The sequence below is a fragment of the Planctomycetota bacterium genome (assembly GCA_016207825.1).
Classification (GTDB): domain Bacteria; phylum Planctomycetota; class MHYJ01; order JACQXL01; family JACQZI01; genus JACQZI01.
The window spans coordinates 17,462-35,724 of record JACQZI010000018.1 but is presented as its reverse complement, the minus strand read 5'-3'; the positions used below and the strand labels follow the sequence as shown (position 1 = coordinate 35,724).

The 18,263-nt window shown below is 46.5% G+C and carries 15 protein-coding genes and 1 tRNA gene; 7 read left to right on the top strand and 9 right to left on the bottom strand.

Annotation, left to right across the window (positions count from 1 at the left end):
- Positions 1–53 precede the first annotated feature (53 nt).
- Both HY811_07665 and HY811_07660 read right to left on the bottom strand, forming a co-directional pair.
- A complete protein-coding gene (locus HY811_07665; GenBank protein MBI4834676.1) occupies positions 54–4,280 on the bottom strand; it encodes a CoA activase in 4,227 nt (1,408 codons plus the stop codon).
- Positions 4,281–4,330: 50 nt separating this feature from the next.
- On the bottom strand, positions 4,331–4,633 hold the full coding sequence (locus tag HY811_07660) for a hypothetical protein (protein MBI4834675.1): 303 nt from the start codon (positions 4,631–4,633) through the stop codon (positions 4,331–4,333).
- Between the two features lie 158 nt (positions 4,634–4,791).
- Here HY811_07660 and HY811_07655 point away from each other — a divergent pair, with 158 nt between their 5' ends.
- Entirely contained in the window at positions 4,792–5,529 is a 738-nt protein-coding gene (locus HY811_07655) for a flavodoxin family protein (GenBank protein MBI4834674.1), read from the top strand.
- 8 nt (positions 5,530–5,537) lie between these two features.
- On the opposite strand, the gene HY811_07650 is transcribed toward HY811_07655, so the two are convergent.
- The 4 genes from HY811_07650 to HY811_07635 form a co-directional block, all read right to left on the bottom strand.
- On the bottom strand, positions 5,538–6,749 hold the full coding sequence (locus tag HY811_07650) for a DUF4349 domain-containing protein (protein ID MBI4834673.1): 1,212 nt from the start codon (positions 6,747–6,749) through the stop codon (positions 5,538–5,540).
- An 85-nt stretch (positions 6,750–6,834) separates the two neighbouring features.
- The gene (locus tag HY811_07645) at positions 6,835–7,326 is read right to left on the bottom strand and encodes a hypothetical protein (GenBank protein ID MBI4834672.1); all 492 of its coding nucleotides are present in this window, start codon (positions 7,324–7,326) and stop codon (positions 6,835–6,837) included.
- 4 nt (positions 7,327–7,330) lie between these two features.
- The gene (locus HY811_07640) at positions 7,331–7,996 is read right to left on the bottom strand and encodes a hypothetical protein (protein MBI4834671.1); all 666 of its coding nucleotides are present in this window, start codon (positions 7,994–7,996) and stop codon (positions 7,331–7,333) included.
- 23 nt (positions 7,997–8,019) lie between these two features.
- Positions 8,020–8,613 carry an RNA polymerase sigma factor gene (locus HY811_07635; protein MBI4834670.1) on the bottom strand — a complete coding sequence of 198 codons (594 nt, stop codon included), beginning with the start codon at positions 8,611–8,613 and terminating at the stop codon, positions 8,020–8,022.
- Positions 8,614–8,755: 142 nt separating this feature from the next.
- Here HY811_07635 and HY811_07630 point away from each other — a divergent pair, with 142 nt between their 5' ends.
- From HY811_07630 to gcvPA, 5 genes are all read left to right on the top strand, one after another.
- A complete protein-coding gene (locus HY811_07630) occupies positions 8,756–9,697 on the top strand; it encodes an ATP-binding cassette domain-containing protein (GenBank protein MBI4834669.1) in 942 nt (313 codons plus the stop codon).
- Between the two features lie 6 nt (positions 9,698–9,703).
- The gene (locus HY811_07625) at positions 9,704–10,405 is read left to right on the top strand and encodes an ABC transporter permease (GenBank protein ID MBI4834668.1); all 702 of its coding nucleotides are present in this window, start codon (positions 9,704–9,706) and stop codon (positions 10,403–10,405) included.
- A 3-nt stretch (positions 10,406–10,408) separates the two neighbouring features.
- The gene (locus HY811_07620) at positions 10,409–12,028 is read left to right on the top strand and encodes a Gldg family protein (protein ID MBI4834667.1); all 1,620 of its coding nucleotides are present in this window, start codon (positions 10,409–10,411) and stop codon (positions 12,026–12,028) included.
- A 100-nt stretch (positions 12,029–12,128) separates the two neighbouring features.
- Complete coding sequence (locus tag HY811_07615) at positions 12,129–13,520, top strand: DUF4340 domain-containing protein (GenBank protein ID MBI4834666.1); 1,392 nt, start codon at positions 12,129–12,131, stop codon at positions 13,518–13,520.
- Positions 13,521–14,100: 580 nt separating this feature from the next.
- Complete coding sequence (gcvPA, locus tag HY811_07610; GenBank protein ID MBI4834665.1) at positions 14,101–15,438, top strand: aminomethyl-transferring glycine dehydrogenase subunit GcvPA; 1,338 nt, start codon at positions 14,101–14,103, stop codon at positions 15,436–15,438.
- A 42-nt stretch (positions 15,439–15,480) separates the two neighbouring features.
- Here the strand turns inward: gcvPA and HY811_07605 are convergent.
- Positions 15,481–15,552, bottom strand: a tRNA-Cys gene (locus tag HY811_07605).
- Positions 15,553–15,750: 198 nt separating this feature from the next.
- On the opposite strand from HY811_07605, the gene HY811_07600 reads away from it, so the two are divergent.
- Positions 15,751–16,764: an FAD:protein FMN transferase gene (locus HY811_07600; protein MBI4834664.1), complete on the top strand. Its 1,014-nt coding sequence runs from the start codon at positions 15,751–15,753 to the stop codon at positions 16,762–16,764.
- 15 nt (positions 16,765–16,779) lie between these two features.
- Here the strand turns inward: HY811_07600 and HY811_07595 are convergent, their stop codons facing one another.
- Both HY811_07595 and HY811_07590 read right to left on the bottom strand, forming a co-directional pair.
- Positions 16,780–17,721 carry an AAA family ATPase gene (locus HY811_07595; GenBank protein ID MBI4834663.1) on the bottom strand — a complete coding sequence of 314 codons (942 nt, stop codon included), beginning with the start codon at positions 17,719–17,721 and terminating at the stop codon, positions 16,780–16,782.
- Between the two features lie 14 nt (positions 17,722–17,735).
- The gene (locus tag HY811_07590; GenBank protein MBI4834662.1) at positions 17,736–18,176 is read right to left on the bottom strand and encodes a hypothetical protein; all 441 of its coding nucleotides are present in this window, start codon (positions 18,174–18,176) and stop codon (positions 17,736–17,738) included.
- Positions 18,177–18,263: the final 87 nt, after the last annotated feature.

Below are 18,263 nucleotides of genomic sequence, written 5' to 3'. Positions count from 1 at the left end.
CTCTTAGAGGGGATTTCTCTGCGAACTCTGTGTCTCTGTGGTTATCTTTCCGCTCACATGTTATCACAGCACTGCTGGACAAAGGCTTCCAAGCGCATTTCGCCGCCCGGGTCTTTTACACCGTCCACCGTCAGAGTGATTATCGGGATATCGGGATAGTCATCCCGGAATTGCTTCAGTATCGCCGTCACTACAATACCCGGCATGCACCCGAAAGGAATCACGTTCACAATCCCGTGGAACCCCTTCTTGGCGTATTCCACAGCGCGCCCCATTGACAATATCGATTCGCCAAGAATTGCCGGACTGATATAACAACCGCCGCAATGTATCACCTTTTCCATCGAGTCTTCCAGGGGGAAATCGCGGATGGCGCCCTTGAATCCTTTTCTCAGGCGGTTGGCATCATATTCCTGGACGAATTCGGCAATTCTTTGCGCCAGATAATGCTTATAGTCTTTGTTCGTAAGATAAGTTCCCTTGCGGCAATAATCCAAATAATCCACCCATTCCTCCATCGGCGGGAGCGAAACTTCCGCACCCAGGGACTCGAGCTTCCTGACCATGAAATCATTGGCAAAGGGGTTATTACGGACATAAATCTCGCCGACCACCCCGATTTTCGGTTTCTTAATAGTCGGGTCTGTCTTTACCTGGGCAAAGCGATGCCTTGTTTGGGCGGCAAAAGATGCCAAATCGCTGTTCTTTTCCATGCGGCCGGTCAATTCCTCCAGCGATTCCTTATAGACGTAGTCTGATTCGCCCTTGTTAACTTCATGCGGGCGTATTCCCATCATCATTTTCTGCATGAGGTCAATCATGACAAACCCGCGCCATGCCATCCGCTTAAAACTGCTCTTGCCCAGCGCCGCCACGTCTTTATGGTAACAATCAATCTGGTCAAAGAGCATTATCGGGATATCATCATATTCAAGGCTGTCCAGAACCATGCGGTGGAGCTTATTATACTGCCCGAAACGGCAGGGTCCCTGTGCCGCGGGCATGAAGAAAGCGCTCTTGTCACGCTTAAAACCGTTCTCATTAACCTTCTTGACGATATCGCCGGTCGTAATGATGCTCGGGAAACATTCCTTGCCGGTGGTGAATTTCCTGCCGAAGGAAAGACTCTTCTCATCGGAAAGCGGAAGCGATTCCGACGGAATCCCCTGCGACCGGATTGCCGCGGCAAAGGTATGGCTGTGGTCGCCCATATACGGGATATAAATCGTCCGGCCGTTTTTACGGCTCGGTATGAATGAATGCATCTGGATAAGATTAGTCTCGGCGAGCGATTCGCTATGGCGGATGGTATCCAGGAACGCCTCGCAACGGGTCATCACGCCGACATCGCTTGAATGCTCGTCGATTTCCAGTACCATAAATGGCTTGCAGTGTCCGCCAGAGGCGGATCCGCCTTTGGAGGACATCTCGCGCTCGAAGAACTTGGTAATATATGAATCCGGCCCGCAGCCGAAATTGGTGATGTAAATGGCAAACAAACGCTTGTCGCGGGCAACCATCCTTCCGGCGGTAAGCATCCGCTGGCCGGATTTCCAATACATATAAGGATAATCGCCAGAGATTTCCCTGCCTAATTCCTCCATCGGAAGGAAATCTATCGGTATCGCCAGAATCCCTTGCTCGCGCAGGCGCTCTGGCAAATCCAGGGTCAGGCCGGGGTCGGATGTATTATAAGGGCGGCCGACCAAGACGATTGCCTTTTCATTCGGCTTTAGATTATTCAGGACTTCGCGCCCGCGTTTTACCATCCAGCGGTTGAATTCGTCATGCGCCTTGAAAGCGGATTCGATTGCGCGGCTAATAACCCTTCGGTCTTTGATGCCTGCCTCTTGCGCCAGCGATTCAAACGCCTTGACGATAAATCTCTTTCCTCTGGCCATCTCAAAGACCGTCTTTAGTATTTTCACGTTATATTCCAAAAACGGGATGGAACTTTCCGCTGTGTAAGGCAATGACTGGACATACGGGCAGTTATAAGAGCGCACGAAATCCGGAGCGAGTTTGGGCATATTCACCTGGACCGGCAGGAAGAGATAATCTATTGATTTATCAAGAAGGTTGAGGATATGCCCGTGCGCGGTCTTAATCGGGAAACACGGTTCGGCAAGGACGTTTTCCACGCCCTTCTTGATAATCGTCCGGTTGGTCGGGTCGGAAAGCACGACTTCGAAACCAAGCCCCTGGAAAAAGCTTATCCATAACGGTGCCAGGTCGAAGAACATCGCGCTTCTCGGGATGCCGACGCGCTTGGAACCTTTGGCTTCCGGTTTCAAGTTACCGATTAGTTTTTCTTCCCTTTCCTTGAATAACTGCGGCAGAGGATTGGTTTGGCGCGCCTTTTTGACTTCCGTATCATCGAATTTGCCGCAACGGGAGCCGTAAAACATCGGCTTTTCCTTTTCAAAGACCACCCGGCGTATTTCGCAATTATTCGGGCATCCCTGGCATTCAAATGATGACGATTGGTAAGTTCGTTTGGATAAATCGAATCCCTTAAAGGCAGTCTGTTTCCCAACCGTTTCTTCACGCGCGATAATGGCAGCGCCTACCGCGCCAAGGATATCATGATGAGGCGGAACGATAATTTTCTTGCCGACCACTTTCTCAAACGCCGCCTTAACCGAACGGTTAAACGCCACGCCACCCTGGAATAAAATATGATTACCTATCTTGTGTTTTTCCACCACGCGGTTCAAGTAATTAGTCGCAATCGAATAAGCCAGCCCCGCTAAGAGGTCATCCTTGACCATGCCCTGCTGTTTATAATAATTAAGCTGCGATTCCATAAAGACGGTGCAGCGTTCGCCTAAATCAAGCGGTGCCTTGGAATTCAAGGCGCGAGCTCCGAATTCCTGGTCGAGCTTAATAGCCAGCTTTTCCGCCTGTTCTTCAAGGAACGACCCCGTCCCGGCGGCGCAGACCTTGTTCATGGTGAAATCAACGATAACTCCGTTAGAGATGCTGATATATTTCGCGTCCTGCCCGCCGATTTCAAAAATCGTATCCACTTTCGGGTCCATTGCCACGGCGCCTTTGGCATGGCTGGTGATTTCGTTCTTGATGGCATCCGCGCCGAAAAACGCGCCGGTCATATAACGGCCCGAGCCGGTCGAGCCGCACGCCTTGATTTCCACGAAATCGCCGACATCCTTACCGACCTCGGCCAATCCCTGCCTGACCGCCTCAATCGGCCTGCCCGCGGTCATGAGATATCTACGGCTTAAAACATTATTATCCTTATCTATCACCACCACATTGGTGGAAATCGAGCCGACATCAATCCCCAGATACCCCTGCGTTTTCTGCCCGCTTTTCAGCGGATGCGTTTGAATATTTATCGGGTAATTATCGCCGACCAAAGGTTCGAGTGTTTTAAGATCAATCCGGCGTCCTTTAACATATTCTTCGAGCTTATCTATCAATTTCCGGACTGTTGAGCTTTTGAGCGATTGAACATGTGAACTTTCATATATTGCCCCAATCGCACCGCGCAGCGCAAAGTTTTCCGGTATGACCAAATCGTTTTCCGCCAGTTCCAGGACATCCCTAAAGGCGCGGATCATTCCCTGGTTTGCCGCCACACCGCCCTGAAAGGCCACCGGCTTTTCCAGATGGCTTCCCTTGATGACATTGCTCCTGAAGTTGCGCGCCATGGCATAACATAAGCCGGCCGCGATATCCTCAACCGGGGTGCCTACCTGCTGGAGATGTATCATATCCGTCTTGGCAAAAACGCTGCACCGGCCCGCCACGCGCGGAGGATTAACCGATTTCATTACCACGCTGCCGAAGTTTTCTATCGCTATCCCCAGGCGCGATGCCTGCTGGTCGAGGAACGAACCCGTCCCGGCGGCACAGACCGTATTGGTGGCAAAATCTATTACACTGACGTGTTCTTTAACTTCGTTATTTTTCCGCTCTTCTTTTTCGCTGATATGAATCAGCTTGGCGTCCTCGCCGCCGATTTCTATCACGCATCTAACTTTCGGATAATCCGTCCCGGTGCCGACGGCGTGGGCGGTGACCTCATTGACAAAACCGATGCCGCAAACCTCGGAAACAAGCTTTCCGCCGCTTCCGGTTGCCGCAACGGAAAATTCATCTGAAGGATAAGATTTGGCTAAATCCTTGAGAAGCAAAAGAAGTATTTCTATTGGCTGTCCATGCGTCCGGCAATAAACATGTTTTTTGATAACATTCTTATCATCCAGAACAACCAGCTTAACACTGACCGAACCGATATCAATTCCTATCTTCATATATTCTACTATCTATAATAAATCAGCAGTCCCGAGTGCGCAGCCTCCCTTTAGGGGCGAACGTCGGGGCTGTCTACTTTATTGAATAGCGGGTTTTTCAGGAATTTCTTCTGGCATTGGAGGCACAGATCAAACTTAAACACCTTATAAACCTCGTCCTCCATTTCTTGCGGGTCGCGTTCTTTCATCCTCTCCAAAAGCTCGCTTATTTCCTTGCGATAATCGCGCATCAAGTCGCTCGGCGACAGTTCCATCGGGTCATAAGCGGATTTCACCTCTATCGTCACCTCATAACGGACGTCTTCATCCAGCAATAACCCTTTCCCGCACGAATCACATATAAACTTGAACATATATAAGCTTTTCAGGCTTTTGGCAAACCGATATTAAAACATTTATATTTCAGAATATCAATAAAAAAATATCCATCAAAACGGCGCTATGTTTACTCTTGACATTTAGTCAAAGCAACGCTATAACAATATCCTAATTTATAAGGAGTAATATTATCATGAAAATCACCATCTTTAACGGCAGCCCGCACGGAGAAAAAGGCAACACCCATTTCATGGTTCAGGCTTTGGCCGAAGGCATGCAAAAATCCGGCGCTGAGGTGGAAAATATTTTCCTCTCCCAAAAAACCATCGCGCCCTGCAAAGGCTGTTTTACCTGCTGGTTAAAGACTCCCGGAAAATGCGCCATGGCAGACGATATGGCAGAACTGCTGACAAAATTCTCGTCATCCGATATATTAGGTTTTGCCACGCCGCTTTATGTGGATAATGTCACCGGCATAATGAAGAACTTCATGGACCGGATGATTCCGATTCTTGACGCCCGCTTTGAAAAAGACGCAAGCGGGGAATGCTTCCACAAGACAAGGCTTAGTAAAATCCCGAAAATCATGGTGATATCAAATTCCGGATTTCCGGAGCCGGTGCATTTCCAGGTATTGAGCCTGTTATTCAAGCGCATCGCGCGGAATATGCAATCCGAGCTTATCGCCGAGATATACCGCCCGGGCGGCGCACTGCTCGCCAACCATCCCTTTATACTGAAACCGTTTATTTACGGATATCGCAATTTGCTCGTTAAGGCAGGAGAGGAAATCGCCAAGAATCTCAAGCTTTCCCCGGAAACAGTCGCGGCATTGCAAAAGCCCATTATATCGGACGAGCAATATATCAAAGGCGCTAATAAAAGCTTCAGCGCGGCACTTTCGCGTATTAAAGATGTACCGCGCCCCTGACAACTTTATTAAAACTTGCTGTTGGCTAAAGCGTTCTTGATTTTATCGTATTCTTTTTTAACCACTTCTTCCGGGCCGGATATTTCAACTAAATAGAGTTTTCTTGTTTTTATAAATAGGAGAAAACTGCTTTCCTTGGCAAATATTGCAATGTCATAACGATAAGCCTTGCCGGATGCCTGCTCTGTCCCGAACTGCAGGATAACACCCTCGGCTCCTTTCTTTGTCTTCAATTTCTCTTCACTAATCGGCGAATACGCCTTCCCTTCAACTAGGGCACGCAGGATTAACTTCCTCCAGAAATCCAGCGCTCCTCCTTTGAGATTCGGCTTTACCGAAACACAAATATTTATCCCGTCAGCCGAAATCAACCTGATGCCGTGCTGCCAGCCGGGATATTCCATCCGCACAAATCCTTCTGGATTTTCCATCTTGAATTTGGAACTGCTCCCCTTACCCCTTGTCTCCGGGCTGTAATTAAGAATATGGTCAAGCCCTAATTCATTCAGCCACGGGAACGGAAGCGGAAGAGAAATCTGCTGGATAACAGTAGGATTCTTGATATTAAATTCAACCCTGATTGCCGAATGATCCACATTATGGCTGATAAACTGCAATTTGCCTTTGAGCGTTTCTATCTCCCCGGTAACCCGTTCCAGTTCTTTTTCTATCTTAAGCGCATCCTCCATCATGCCGCATTTCTCCAAAAGCCCGGCCAGCCGGTTCCGGACATCCTCCGCGTTTTTTATCCTTACTCCCAAATCATGCATCTCTTCGGTGACATCCTGCCCTTTTATGTCTTTGGTTACGACCTCACCGATTTTCTCAATCTCCGCAATGGCATCGTAAAACGAATCCGGCGGAACGCGGATAAGAATGCTGTTCCCGGTCATCTCCTGCATATACCCGTTAAACTTACCGGCAATATCCTGCACCTTCTGCAAGCTTTCCCTGAGATGAAATACCACCAGCCTTAAACATGAGCTGTAAATCACCTGCCGTTTAGACTTTGGAGCGGATTCATTCGCGTTGAAATTTATCTCGCTGGTAAAGGATCCTATAGGCGGTATTTGAGAAACTTGCGCACGTTGGGCGTCTTTTTCATATTTAACTTCTTCTGTCCAAGAAGGAGACCATTCTTTGCTATAAGATGCACATCTAATCATCAGCAAAGAAACTACCACTAACATCAGCGCAACAGGTTTTACTATCTTTCCCATAAACACCTCCTTTTTTATTAACTATACCTATTAAGCAAGGAGGGGGCGAAAAGGTTCACGGAAAAATCAGAATGGAGCGAAAATTCTATTTAGTCACGGTCAGGCTGTCCGGAGAAACGATGGCTGTGGCGTCAAACAGATTCCCCGCTGTATCATAAATGCTTTGCAACATCACTTTAAGCGGGCTTGTCCCTTTGGAAACAGGCGCAAATTTTATATGGGCTATCTTTAACCGGCCATCAGGAACATCATGCCCTGTATACATCCCTATAATAACGGTTTTCCCGCTTTTGAAGGTAGATGGATTTGACATGGGCATCCCGGGAAACGCGTTCTCTCCAGAGGTTGTTATTTCACTCACCTCTACGATTATCGGGTTGTAAATAACTTCCAGGGTATATGCCCCCAATTTATTCTCCCCGCAATCTATCCAGATATCCGCGTTTAACTCCGCATTTTCACCGGCAATTGTAGCGTACGGCATCATGTCAGCCGGGGTTTTTGCTGATGCACTGTATGATGCCATGCATCCCGAAATAACAATAATAACGATTAATAAACTTATAATTCTTATCATCTTATTACTCTCCTGACGACTTCTTGGCAATTAATAAAGAGTCGCCGATATCCACCTTGCCGTCGCCGTTAATATCGGCGGATTCGGCATCCGTTATTTCCCGCTCTTTTAGAATATACTGGCAGATAAGCATGCTGTCAACGATATTCAATTCGCCGTCTTTATTGATATCACCTTTTACCGGCTCTTCCATGACAACCACAGGCGGCTCAGGAGTTGTTTCCATCGGCGGCGGGTTAACCTGCGGGGTCGTTTCATGAGGCGGTGTCGGCTCCGGACGGCTTGGGCTCATCGCGGTTGGCTGGCTCTTGGACTCTTCGGATTTTTCCATATTCATAAAAACCAGCCAGCCGGAAAATATAATCAGGATTGCCGCGGCGGCTGAGGCGAAAACCGTTATCACCCGCCTGCGCGCTGCCATACGGTGCGTCTTGATTATTTCCGGAATTGCCTCTCTTATTTGTTTATCCATCTTTTCCGGGATATTTATATGCCTGGTCAATTCAGCCGAAAACTTCAATGCCGAATGTATGCTCTTTATCTGCTCGCACCTTTGGCGGCAATTATTGCAACCGGCTAAATGGTCGGATATCATCTGGGCTGTTTTAGCCGGCAACGCCTTCTCGTTAAAATCCACCAGCATATCATTAAGAATCTCTTTACATTCCATGTTTACACGCTTCCTTCCATATATTAAGCCGACACCTCGCCTTTTGGTTCAGTTAAATCTTTTTCTTCCCCTTTTTTCGCCAGGTTATTCCGCAGGTACTCCAGGGCGTTATGAAGCCTCGATTTCACCGTCCCGATTGGGCAACCAACCACCTGGCTTATTTCATCATATTGCATCCCCTTAAGTATTTTGAGTATTATCACCTCGCGGTAAATATCCGGTAAGTTATCCAGTTCGGCAGCGACAGTTTTCTTCAACTCCTCTTTCTCCACAAGTTCAATCGAATTTACCGGCTCTTTTACTTTGATAAAACCGTTCATCTCTTCGTTCGGTATGCTCTTGTTGCACTTGGTTTTACTCAGCATATTCAGGCAGATATTCCTGGTAACGGTAAAAAGCAGAGTGGATAGTTTGGCAGCCGGCTGGTATTCAGGCATTTTCTTAAAGACATAGACAAAGGTTTCCTGGAGCGCGTCCAGCGATAAATCCTTGTCTTTCAATATCTGATAGGCAAAGTTAACCACGGTCTGGCGGTAACGCTCGTAAAGGGTTTCAAACGCCCGCTCAGAACCGCTTTTACACAGGGAAATCAATTCTATATCAGAAAGGTTCTCCATAACCGCTGGATTTTATTTTAGGATATATTAACTCATAAATCAAATCTTTTTAGATGGAATATAAAAATTCTTGACAAATTCATATAGAAAAATATTTTATATCTAATAATTAAACCCACTTTCCGGATTTCCTTAATACATTATGATAGAAGTTAAAAACCTTACCAAGAAATATCCGGGCGTAACGGCGGTTAATAATATCTCGTTTGAGGTCAACAGAGGCGAGATTGTCGGATTCCTAGGACCCAATGCCGCAGGCAAATCCACCACCATGAAGATGCTCACCTGCTACCTCCCTCCCACGGCAGGCACGGCAAGCGTGGGCGGATTTGACATCATGGAAAACCCGCTGGAAATCAGGCGGAAGATCGGCTACCTGGCCGAAAATAATCCCCTTTATAATGATTTAAGGGTGAGCGATTTCCTCTCTTTCGTCGCGGATATGCGCCATATACCATCCACAGATAAACGGGAAAAGGTAAAGCGGATTATCAAGACCTGCGGACTCGAAAAGGTAATCAAGCAGAATATCGGCAAGCTTTCCAAGGGATTCCGCCAGCGCGTCGGGCTCGCCCAGGCAATGATACACGACCCGGAAGTCCTTATCCTGGATGAACCAACATCCGGGCTTGACCCTATCCAGATTGTCGAGATACGCGATTTAATCAAGGAGCTCGGCAAAGAAAAGACCGTCATCTTCAGCACGCATATCCTGGCGGAAGTCGAGGCAACCTGCACCCGCGTCATCATCATTAACGAAGGCAAAATCGCCGGTTCGGGCACGATTGAGGAACTCCAGTGCAAGGCGCGCAGCGGCGCAGTCGTCTATGCCAAAATACGCGGGTCTGAAAGCGATATTATTAATAAGCTGAAAACACTGGATAAGATTACCGGAATTAAAACCATCCAGAAATCAAGCGACAACCTGAGCAAATACGAAATAACGTGCGCGGAAGATATTGATATCAACGAGAAAATATTCCACCTGGCAAAAGATAATAACTGGACCCTGGCCGAATTATACAAGGAAGAAGCAACCCTGGAAGATGTCTTTATCAAGCTGACTAAACAGGATAATAAATAATATTTTATGCGGAATATATTGCTTATTACGCGCAAGGAATTCAGGTCGTTCTTTAACCTGACCATAGGCTATGTCTTCATCGTGGTATATCTCCTTTTTACCAACGGGCTATTTTTCTATACATTATTCTTAAACAATATTGCCGAGATGCGTTATTATTTCGGGATAATGCCCTGGGTGTTCCTCTTCTTCGTGGCGGCGATTACCATGCGCCTGTGGGCGGAGGAACGCAAGCAGGGAACACTAGAGCTTCTTCTAACCTGGCCGGTCAGGGATTACGAGGTAGTCATCGGAAAATACCTGGCAAGCGTGTTATTAATTCTGCTTACGCTTGTCCTTTCCATAAACGTGCCGATAACTCTGGCATTACTGGGCAAACCGGATTTCGGCCCGATTATCGGCGGTTATATCGGCGCGGCTCTATTGGGTGCCTCTTACGCCGCGGTCGGGACGTGCATCTCAAGCCTGACCGAAAACCAGATTATCGCTTTCCTCCTAACCATATTTATCCTGGCTGTCTCGCTTATCGCCGGTTGGCTCGCCCAGATATTCGGCTCTCTGGGCACGCTTTTATATTTCCTGAGCCCGGCAACACACTTTGAAAGTATCGCGCGCGGCGTGATAGATTCCCGCGATGTGATTTATTATCTTTCGGTGATATTTTTCTTCTTATTCTTAAATAACTTTATAGTCGTAACACAGAAATAATTTATGCAAGGATATAAGAAAAGGCGTTACGGTATCCTGATTAACCTCGTCATCATCCTGGGGATTATGGGGATTGTCAACTTCATCTCCGCGGATTATTTCTGGCGCTGGGATTTGACGGAAAATAAGTCCTATTCGGTCACTTCATCTACCCGTAACGTCTTGAAACGGCTGGATGATATCGTTTCAATAAAAGTCTATTGCTCCAAAAAACTGCCTACCCAGCTGGAGCAGGTCGCCGGGGAAATAAGGGACACTCTTAATGAATACCAGGCTTATGCCGGCAGTAAACTGCAGGTTGAATGGATTGACCCGGCTGAAAATAAGGACGAAGAACAAAAAGTCCAGCGCCTGGGCATCCCCCAATTGCAGGCTAGTATTATCGAACAGGATAAACGCGAGCTGGTTAATATTTACATGGGAATAGGCATCTTTTACGCCGACCGCAAGGAAATCCTGCCGGCCGTTACGAGCGTCGCTAATCTTGAATACGACCTCACGAGTTCCATACTTAAGGTGCTGAAAGGCAAGCTCAAAAAACTATGCTTCCTCACCGGACATGGAGAGCATACTATCAGCAGTGATTACAGCACGGTCAAGCAATCTCTGGAAAAGAATTATGAAATCACCACGGTTGACACCTCCGACGGGACGAAAATACCGGATGACGTTGAAACCTTAATCATTGCCGGGCCGAACGAACTTTCCGACCGCGATAAATATGAAATTGACCAATTCCTGATGCAGGGAAAGAATGTCTTCTTCCTGATTGATTCGGTAAACGTTTCGACGGAAGTGTTCATGGCGCTCCCCAAAAGCCATAAGCTGAATGACCTTCTGGAAAATTATGGCGTCCGCCTGAATAACAACCTGGTTCTGGACTGGGGTGCCAATTCCATCGTCACTTTCGGCAGCCAGTATGTCCAGTTTTCCACCAACTACCCACCCTGGCCCAAGGTAGTGCATGACCACATGGCACCGAACAACCCGATTGTCAGCCGGCTGGAAACAGTCGCTTTCCCATGGATAAGTTCGATTGAAATAAATAAAGACCGTATCCCGGATATGGAGGTGACAGAGTTATTAAAAACCACTCCTAAGTCTACCGAACAGAAAGACAACTTTAATATCGATGCACAGCGCTTGCCCCGGCCTAATATGGCTGATTTAAAACAGTATCTTCTGGCCGCTATTATCCGCGGAAAATTCAAGAGTTTCTTTTCGGATAAGCCAATTCCCGCCCCCAAGCCGGCTTCGGACAAGACGCCGCTCCCGGCGGAGGCCGACAAAAACCGGCAGACTGTAAAGGAATGCGCCAATCCGGCAACTATCATGGTAATAGGCGATTCTGATTTTATATCCAATCAACTCCTCTCAGGCGGCCGGGAAGGCAATTTGCCGTTCATATTGAACGCCGTTGATTGGGCTACCATGGGCGGTGATTTAATCGGCATCCGGGCCAAAGATACGGAATTAAAACCATTAAAAGAAACATCTCCGGCGACAAAACTTTTATGCAAAGTCTTGAATATCGGTCTGGTGCCGTTCCTCTTTATCCTTTACGGGCTTGTCAGGCTACTCTTGAGGCATCGGGAGAAAAAAGCAGTTGAGGAAGTTATTTAACACTAAATAATCAAACTTTAAACCTGAAAACACGGAAAGGAAAGGTTTCGTGTTTTCGAGTTGACTTCCGTGTTTTTGTGTCAAATAGGAGCAAACTAATATGCTTAAGAAAATAATTGTTCCGCTGATAGTGCTCATCATCCTGATTATCTTAGCGCTGGTGCTTAAAGGGCCATCAACCTATAAATCAGGCGAACCCGGCGAGGCGATTACGAACTTTGCGCCGGGTGAGGCAATGCGGATTGAATTATCCCAGGGCGGCAAACAAATTTCCCTGTTAAGGAATGAAGGAAAATGGCTGGCGGCTTCCTCCTTCAATTACCCCGTCAAAGAAGCTAAGGTGCAGGAACTGCTTGATAAAACTAAAAATCTCAAGCGCTCAGATGCCGTCTCCAAGAACCCGGAAAAGCACAGCCTCTTCCAGGTTGACGCCGCACAGGGAAAGTTATTGAAAATATTAGATAAAAGCAATAATACACTCGCGGATATTTATATCGGCAAAAACGGGACGGATTACCAGAGCACGTATATCAGGCCCCATAACGCCGATGAAGTCCTCACCGTAGATGAAAACATCTCAAGGTTGATTGCGGTTGATGACAAAACATGGCTGGAACTCTCCCTCGTTAAATGCGAGCAAAAGGATATTGCCAAAATAACCCTTAAATCTCATGCGGATAACAGCGCCATCACCCTGAAACAGGCGGAAAGCGGCGACTGGTCGGTTATCGCCCCCAAAACTTTCCCCTGCGATAAAAACGCGGCAAATGAAATAACCCAGGTCATTTCAAACCTGGAATTGGAATCTGTTGCCCCTGTCACCGCGCTCGCCGCCTACGGACTGGAACCGCCCCAACGAATGGTTATTGTGCAGAAGAAAGATAATTCCGCTGAAACGCTTCTGGTCGGCAGTCCCGCTCCTTCCGGAGATTACTATGCCAAACTATCATCCTCGAACTTCTCCGTCATCGTGCGTAAGGCGATTATCGAAAAACTGGCAAAGAGATTAGAAGATTTTATAGATAAAACACTCGCCAAATTCGAAACGGCAAATGTAACAGAACTAACCATAAAGTATTTAGATACTGAACTGGTTATCAGCAAAACGGAAACAGGCAATTGGATATTATTGGAGCCAGTTCAGAGTGAACCGATTACCGCCCAGAACGATACGGTCAACTTCATCATTAATACCTTTTCCAATCTCAGGGCGAATGTCGCCACGGCGGAAACCGACCTGTCTGCAACCGGATTGGTAAGCCCCCAGTTCCAGATAACTGGCGCCCTTAAAGACGGCACTAAGCAAACCCTGCTAATCGGTAACAAGAAAGATGACCAGGCATATTATGTTAAGAAAAGTGATTCGGAAACGATATATCTTTTAAGCAAGCACTATGCGGAAAACCTGATGAAAAAGCCTGAAGATTTTAAAGCCAAACCTCCCGAACCGCCAAAAGATGACCAACCCAAGCCACCCGAAGAGAACAAATAAAGAGGGAGAGCATCTCCGGAATTAAACTCTGAACTTAACACCTACTTTTATACTCTCTCGTCGTACCCCCCTATTCAAATACTTTGACCGGTCCGGATAGGGGGTAGGAGGGGGTTATAGGGTAGGTGGGTAGAGAGGGTGGTGATACTGGCTTCGGGGCGTTCAAGCTATTTTATTCCCTTCGGATAGAAAATCTATATGCTCCCTTTTCGTGTTCGGGGTAATCCGGATAGGGGTCGGGTAGGGGGTATAGGGGAGGTGGGTAGGGGGGTATCCCTATACCTATCTGGTAGGGGGCGGAGATTATTCCCTCTCCCAAATCAGGCAAACCCATCTATTAAAGAGCTTATTCCCGCCCCTTTGCCGGGATTAATTCCCGTCTGCAAAGTTTGTAATCCCGGTCACAAAAGGCTTATTCCCCGTACCCGGAAAGCTTATATTCCCCGGCCTAAAAATTAAAAGCGATTTGGATGGCATCATTTAGGCTTAATCAGCTTATAATATTATTTCCTTGACCCCGCCTCGTTTTCGTATTATTTTAATAGCATAACATAATAATAATTAATTGAAAGAGCAACTTATGCCATACATCCCGCATTCACAGGACGAAATCAACGAAATGCTCCAGGCTATCGGTGTTAAATCAATCGGCGATTTGTTCCAATCCATCCCGGCGGATTTGCGCCTGAAAAAACTCCTCAATCTCCCTCCGGCAATGTCCGAGCTTGAACTCACCCGCCATATGAAAACCCTCGCGGATAAAAACATTGGGGCGGATAAATATATCTCCTTCCTCGGCGCGGGCTGTTATAATCATTTTATCCCGGCGGTTGTCAACCATCTGGCCGGCCGGAGCGAATTCTACACCTCTTATACGCCTTACCAGCCGGAAGCCAGCCAGGGAAACCTAACCGCCTTCTTCGAATACCAGACCATGATTTGCGAGCTGACCGGAATGGAAGTGGCAAACGCTTCCGTCTACGACGCCTCAACCGGACTGGCGGAAGCGATTCTGATGTCTTTATCCTCCACCAATAAAAAGAAGGTGGTTATCTCAAATACCGTTCACCCTGAATACCGTGAAGTCCTTAAAACCTATCTCAAGGATATTGATTCGCAAATCGTCGAGGTCGGCTACGGCAAAAACGGCCAGACGGATTTAGCCGCCCTGGAAGAAGCAATTACCCCGGATACTTCCTGCGTGGCAATCCAGAGCCCGAACTTCTTCGGCATCATCGAAGAATGCGAGGAAATTTCCGCACTCGCCCATAAAAACAACGCACTCCTTGTCGCCATTGTCAAACCGATTTCTTTGGGAATCCTCAAAGCCCCCGGCGAATACGATGCGGATATCGTCGTCGGAGAAGGCCAGTCTTTGGGAAACGAAATGTATTTCGGCGGGCCGTTTTTGGGAATCTTCGCCGCCAAGATGAAATACGTCCGCAAGATGCCCGGCAGACTGGTCGGGGAAACCAAAGACCACGACGGCAAACGCGGATTCGTCCTGACCCTTTCCACCCGCGAGCAGCACATAAGAAGGGAAAAAGCCACTTCCAATATCTGCTCCAACGAAGCGCTCCTGGCGTTGCGCGCCGGAATATATCTGGCCAGCGTCGGCAAAAAAGGAATCAAGGACGTAGCCACTCTCTGTGCCCATAAAGCCCATTACGCCGCGGAAAAAATAGGCACGGAAAAAGGATATAAACCGGTCTTTGAAGGCCCTTTCTTTAACGAGTTCGCCATGAAATGCCCGATAAAACCGGCCGAACTTAATAAGAAGCTTATAAAACAAGGCATTATCGGAGGGCTAGATTTAGGCAGGTTCTATCCGGAACTTAAAGGTTCGATTCTTTTCTGCGCGACTGAGGTCAATACCAAATTCGATATCGACCGGTTAGCAGAAGCGATTAAAGCATAGATTAAAACTAATTAACTGTTTCTGTTTAGAATTTAAAAAGTAAGGCGGCGACCGGATTCGAACCGGTGAATAGAGGTTTTGCAGACCTCCGCCTTACCACTTGGCTACACCGCCTTAAATACGCCTATCTGATTTATCATTTCATGGCTTATCTGTCAATGTTTTGTTCATCGGAATATACTTAGCCTCATTATCTTAGATTTTCATTATCATTTAGTCTAGATCAAAACTCCTGAAAAACATTAAAGGTCTTGACGCATCAATTTAATTATGCTATAAAACAAACAAATACCAACGCGATAATAACTATATATGCTGTCTAAACACTCTGTTTTTTTCTGTCTGTTTTTAATAGTTGCTTTCGGGTGCTCAAAAGCTGAAAAGATTAAATATCAAAAAGACAGGCTTTTATTAAGCACACAAATTTCTATTACGGTGTTTGCCGAGGATGAAAATAAAGCTGCTAAGGTAACGAACGCGGCTTTCCAAAAAATATCAGAATTAGAAGTGCTTTTAAACAAACACAATAACAACAGCGATATTGCACGTTTGAACCAATCCTCCCCCCAAAAATCCAAAGTTAATCCGATAACTTTCGATATAATAAATAAATCTGTTGGATTCGGGAATATTTCGCGCGGCGCTTTTGATATTACGGTTGAACCGATTTTAAGACTGTGGCGCGAAGCGGAAAACAAAAACGCCCTGCCATCATCAGACGAACTAAAAGCAACGATAAATCTTACCGGCTATGGTAATATTATTCTCGACCCCAAATCCCTTGAGGTTGGGTTTTCCAAACAGGGAATGAGCATTGATATCGGAGGAATTGCCAAAGGGTACATCGTGGGAGAAGCTATCAAGGTATTGAAATCCGAAGGTGTTTCCAACGGACTAATTGTCGCCGGAGGCGATTTATATGCGCTCGGTAATAACCCGGAAAAAGGTGCTGATTGGCTGATAGGCATAAGAAACCCTTTAAAACCTGAAGAAAACCTGAAGTATATAGGAATCACTGATAAAGCTGTCGCAACTTCGGGGCATTATATGAGATTCTACACGGTCCAGGGAAAGAAATATTCCCATATCATCGATCCACGAAACGGATGGCCGGTAGAGGAAAAGTTGGCGAGCGTAACGGTTATCGCATCGGATGGAACCGCCGCCGACGCCCTGGCAACCATGATATGCGTTTTGGGGCCTGAAGAAGGATTGAAATTGGCAAAATCAATCCCAGACGCGGAGGTTTTTATCATAACCAGCGACGGAGAGAAATTAACTTTTCTCCAAACCGAAGGATTCGCTAAATTCTTAAAACAGAATTAGCAAAAACGCAAGCGGCTAATCATCTTTTCCCGGTTGGAATAATTCACGAAGCCCTGCCGTCAACCCAGCAAGCAACTCTTGATTATATGCGCTGGTGTTAATATAAGCATTAAGCCCCTGCCTTGCCTTGCCATCTATGGATAAAAACAATAATTGCTCCTTAGATAAACCTTCCGAATTAATTCCCAAGATAAATAATTCGGAGGCGATATTCTCATATGCTCCAAAACCGCCGCGGGGTTTTATTTTGATCTTGATATTACTATTTGGGATGGCATGAACCGCCCCATTGCAAATCGCAAAGGCTTTATCGCCTATCTGTTTTAATTTATCAAAATCCCAGATATCCACGACAATCGCCATTCTTTTTCTTTTTACCACCCTGGCTTTAGCCATTTCGACCGGCTCGTCAATATATATAATGGCGTCGAAATTATCCGGTTCATGGGTTCTTAACAACCGGTGGTGCTCATAAACCGCTTTGCTTTCGCTGAAATCGATGGGTTTATTCAGGTTCATGCCATCCAAGGATTTCCATTGGAAATCGAGTCTTTCGGCAAGCGCACGCGCCAATGTGCTTTTGCCGCTTCCGGGCAAGCCATCCACAGCCAACCTTTCAGGAACAACATTGTTGGATTTTAACAGTTCAGCAATCAAATCGGCATAGCGTTTAACCGTCCCCAAAGATTTATATTCTTCCCACCTGCCGGTAAATAATTTATCCACGGTGGACTCAAATGTAGATTTAACACTTGGCTTAGCATAAAGAGCACGTGCCGTCGCCGCGCCGGAAGCGATAAGGACGCCTAACGCCAAGCTTTGCGTATCCTTATTATGCCTCTTTTTTTGCCTCAGGCTTTTTATTACATGGCTAATCAAAGAGGAGCCACCTCCCTTTTTGTCGGTGGAAATGTAATCTTTGAAAAAGTCTTTCCATTTGCCAAAAATCTTAGACATGATTATCAGCAGGATTAATTATCAGCAATGAATTCTCCCAGGCAATTACACTGGCATTGCGGATGCTCACACGAAAAATCAGCTGACCTATCGGTTAAAGCCCCGGATAAATATTTTTCTACGGTTTTATCGCCTTCCTTTTCATCAACGACCCGATAATCAATATTATACTTCTTGAGCGTGCTTTTCAATGTTGGATTTATAAATCGGCCGATTAACAGGTTGCAATCCCGAATTCCGCCAACAGCCGATGCCCTTACTTTCTCCACGAATTTATCCTTCTTGCTTTTCACCATTTTAGGGCAAACACCCATGCGATGGGGGCAATAGTTATTGTTCCTCACCTCTCGTTCTATAACTTTTTTATCCCTAACCGTATAGATTATAAAATAAGTACACCGGCCAAAGTGAGCAGAAATATTCTGGGTATCATCAGAAGGAACCGCTATTTTCATAACATAGCCTTTCTCATAAGCATACACCAATAATGCTCACGAGAGATTATACATATTCCTTCCGTGTAATCAAGTATTTAATCACAC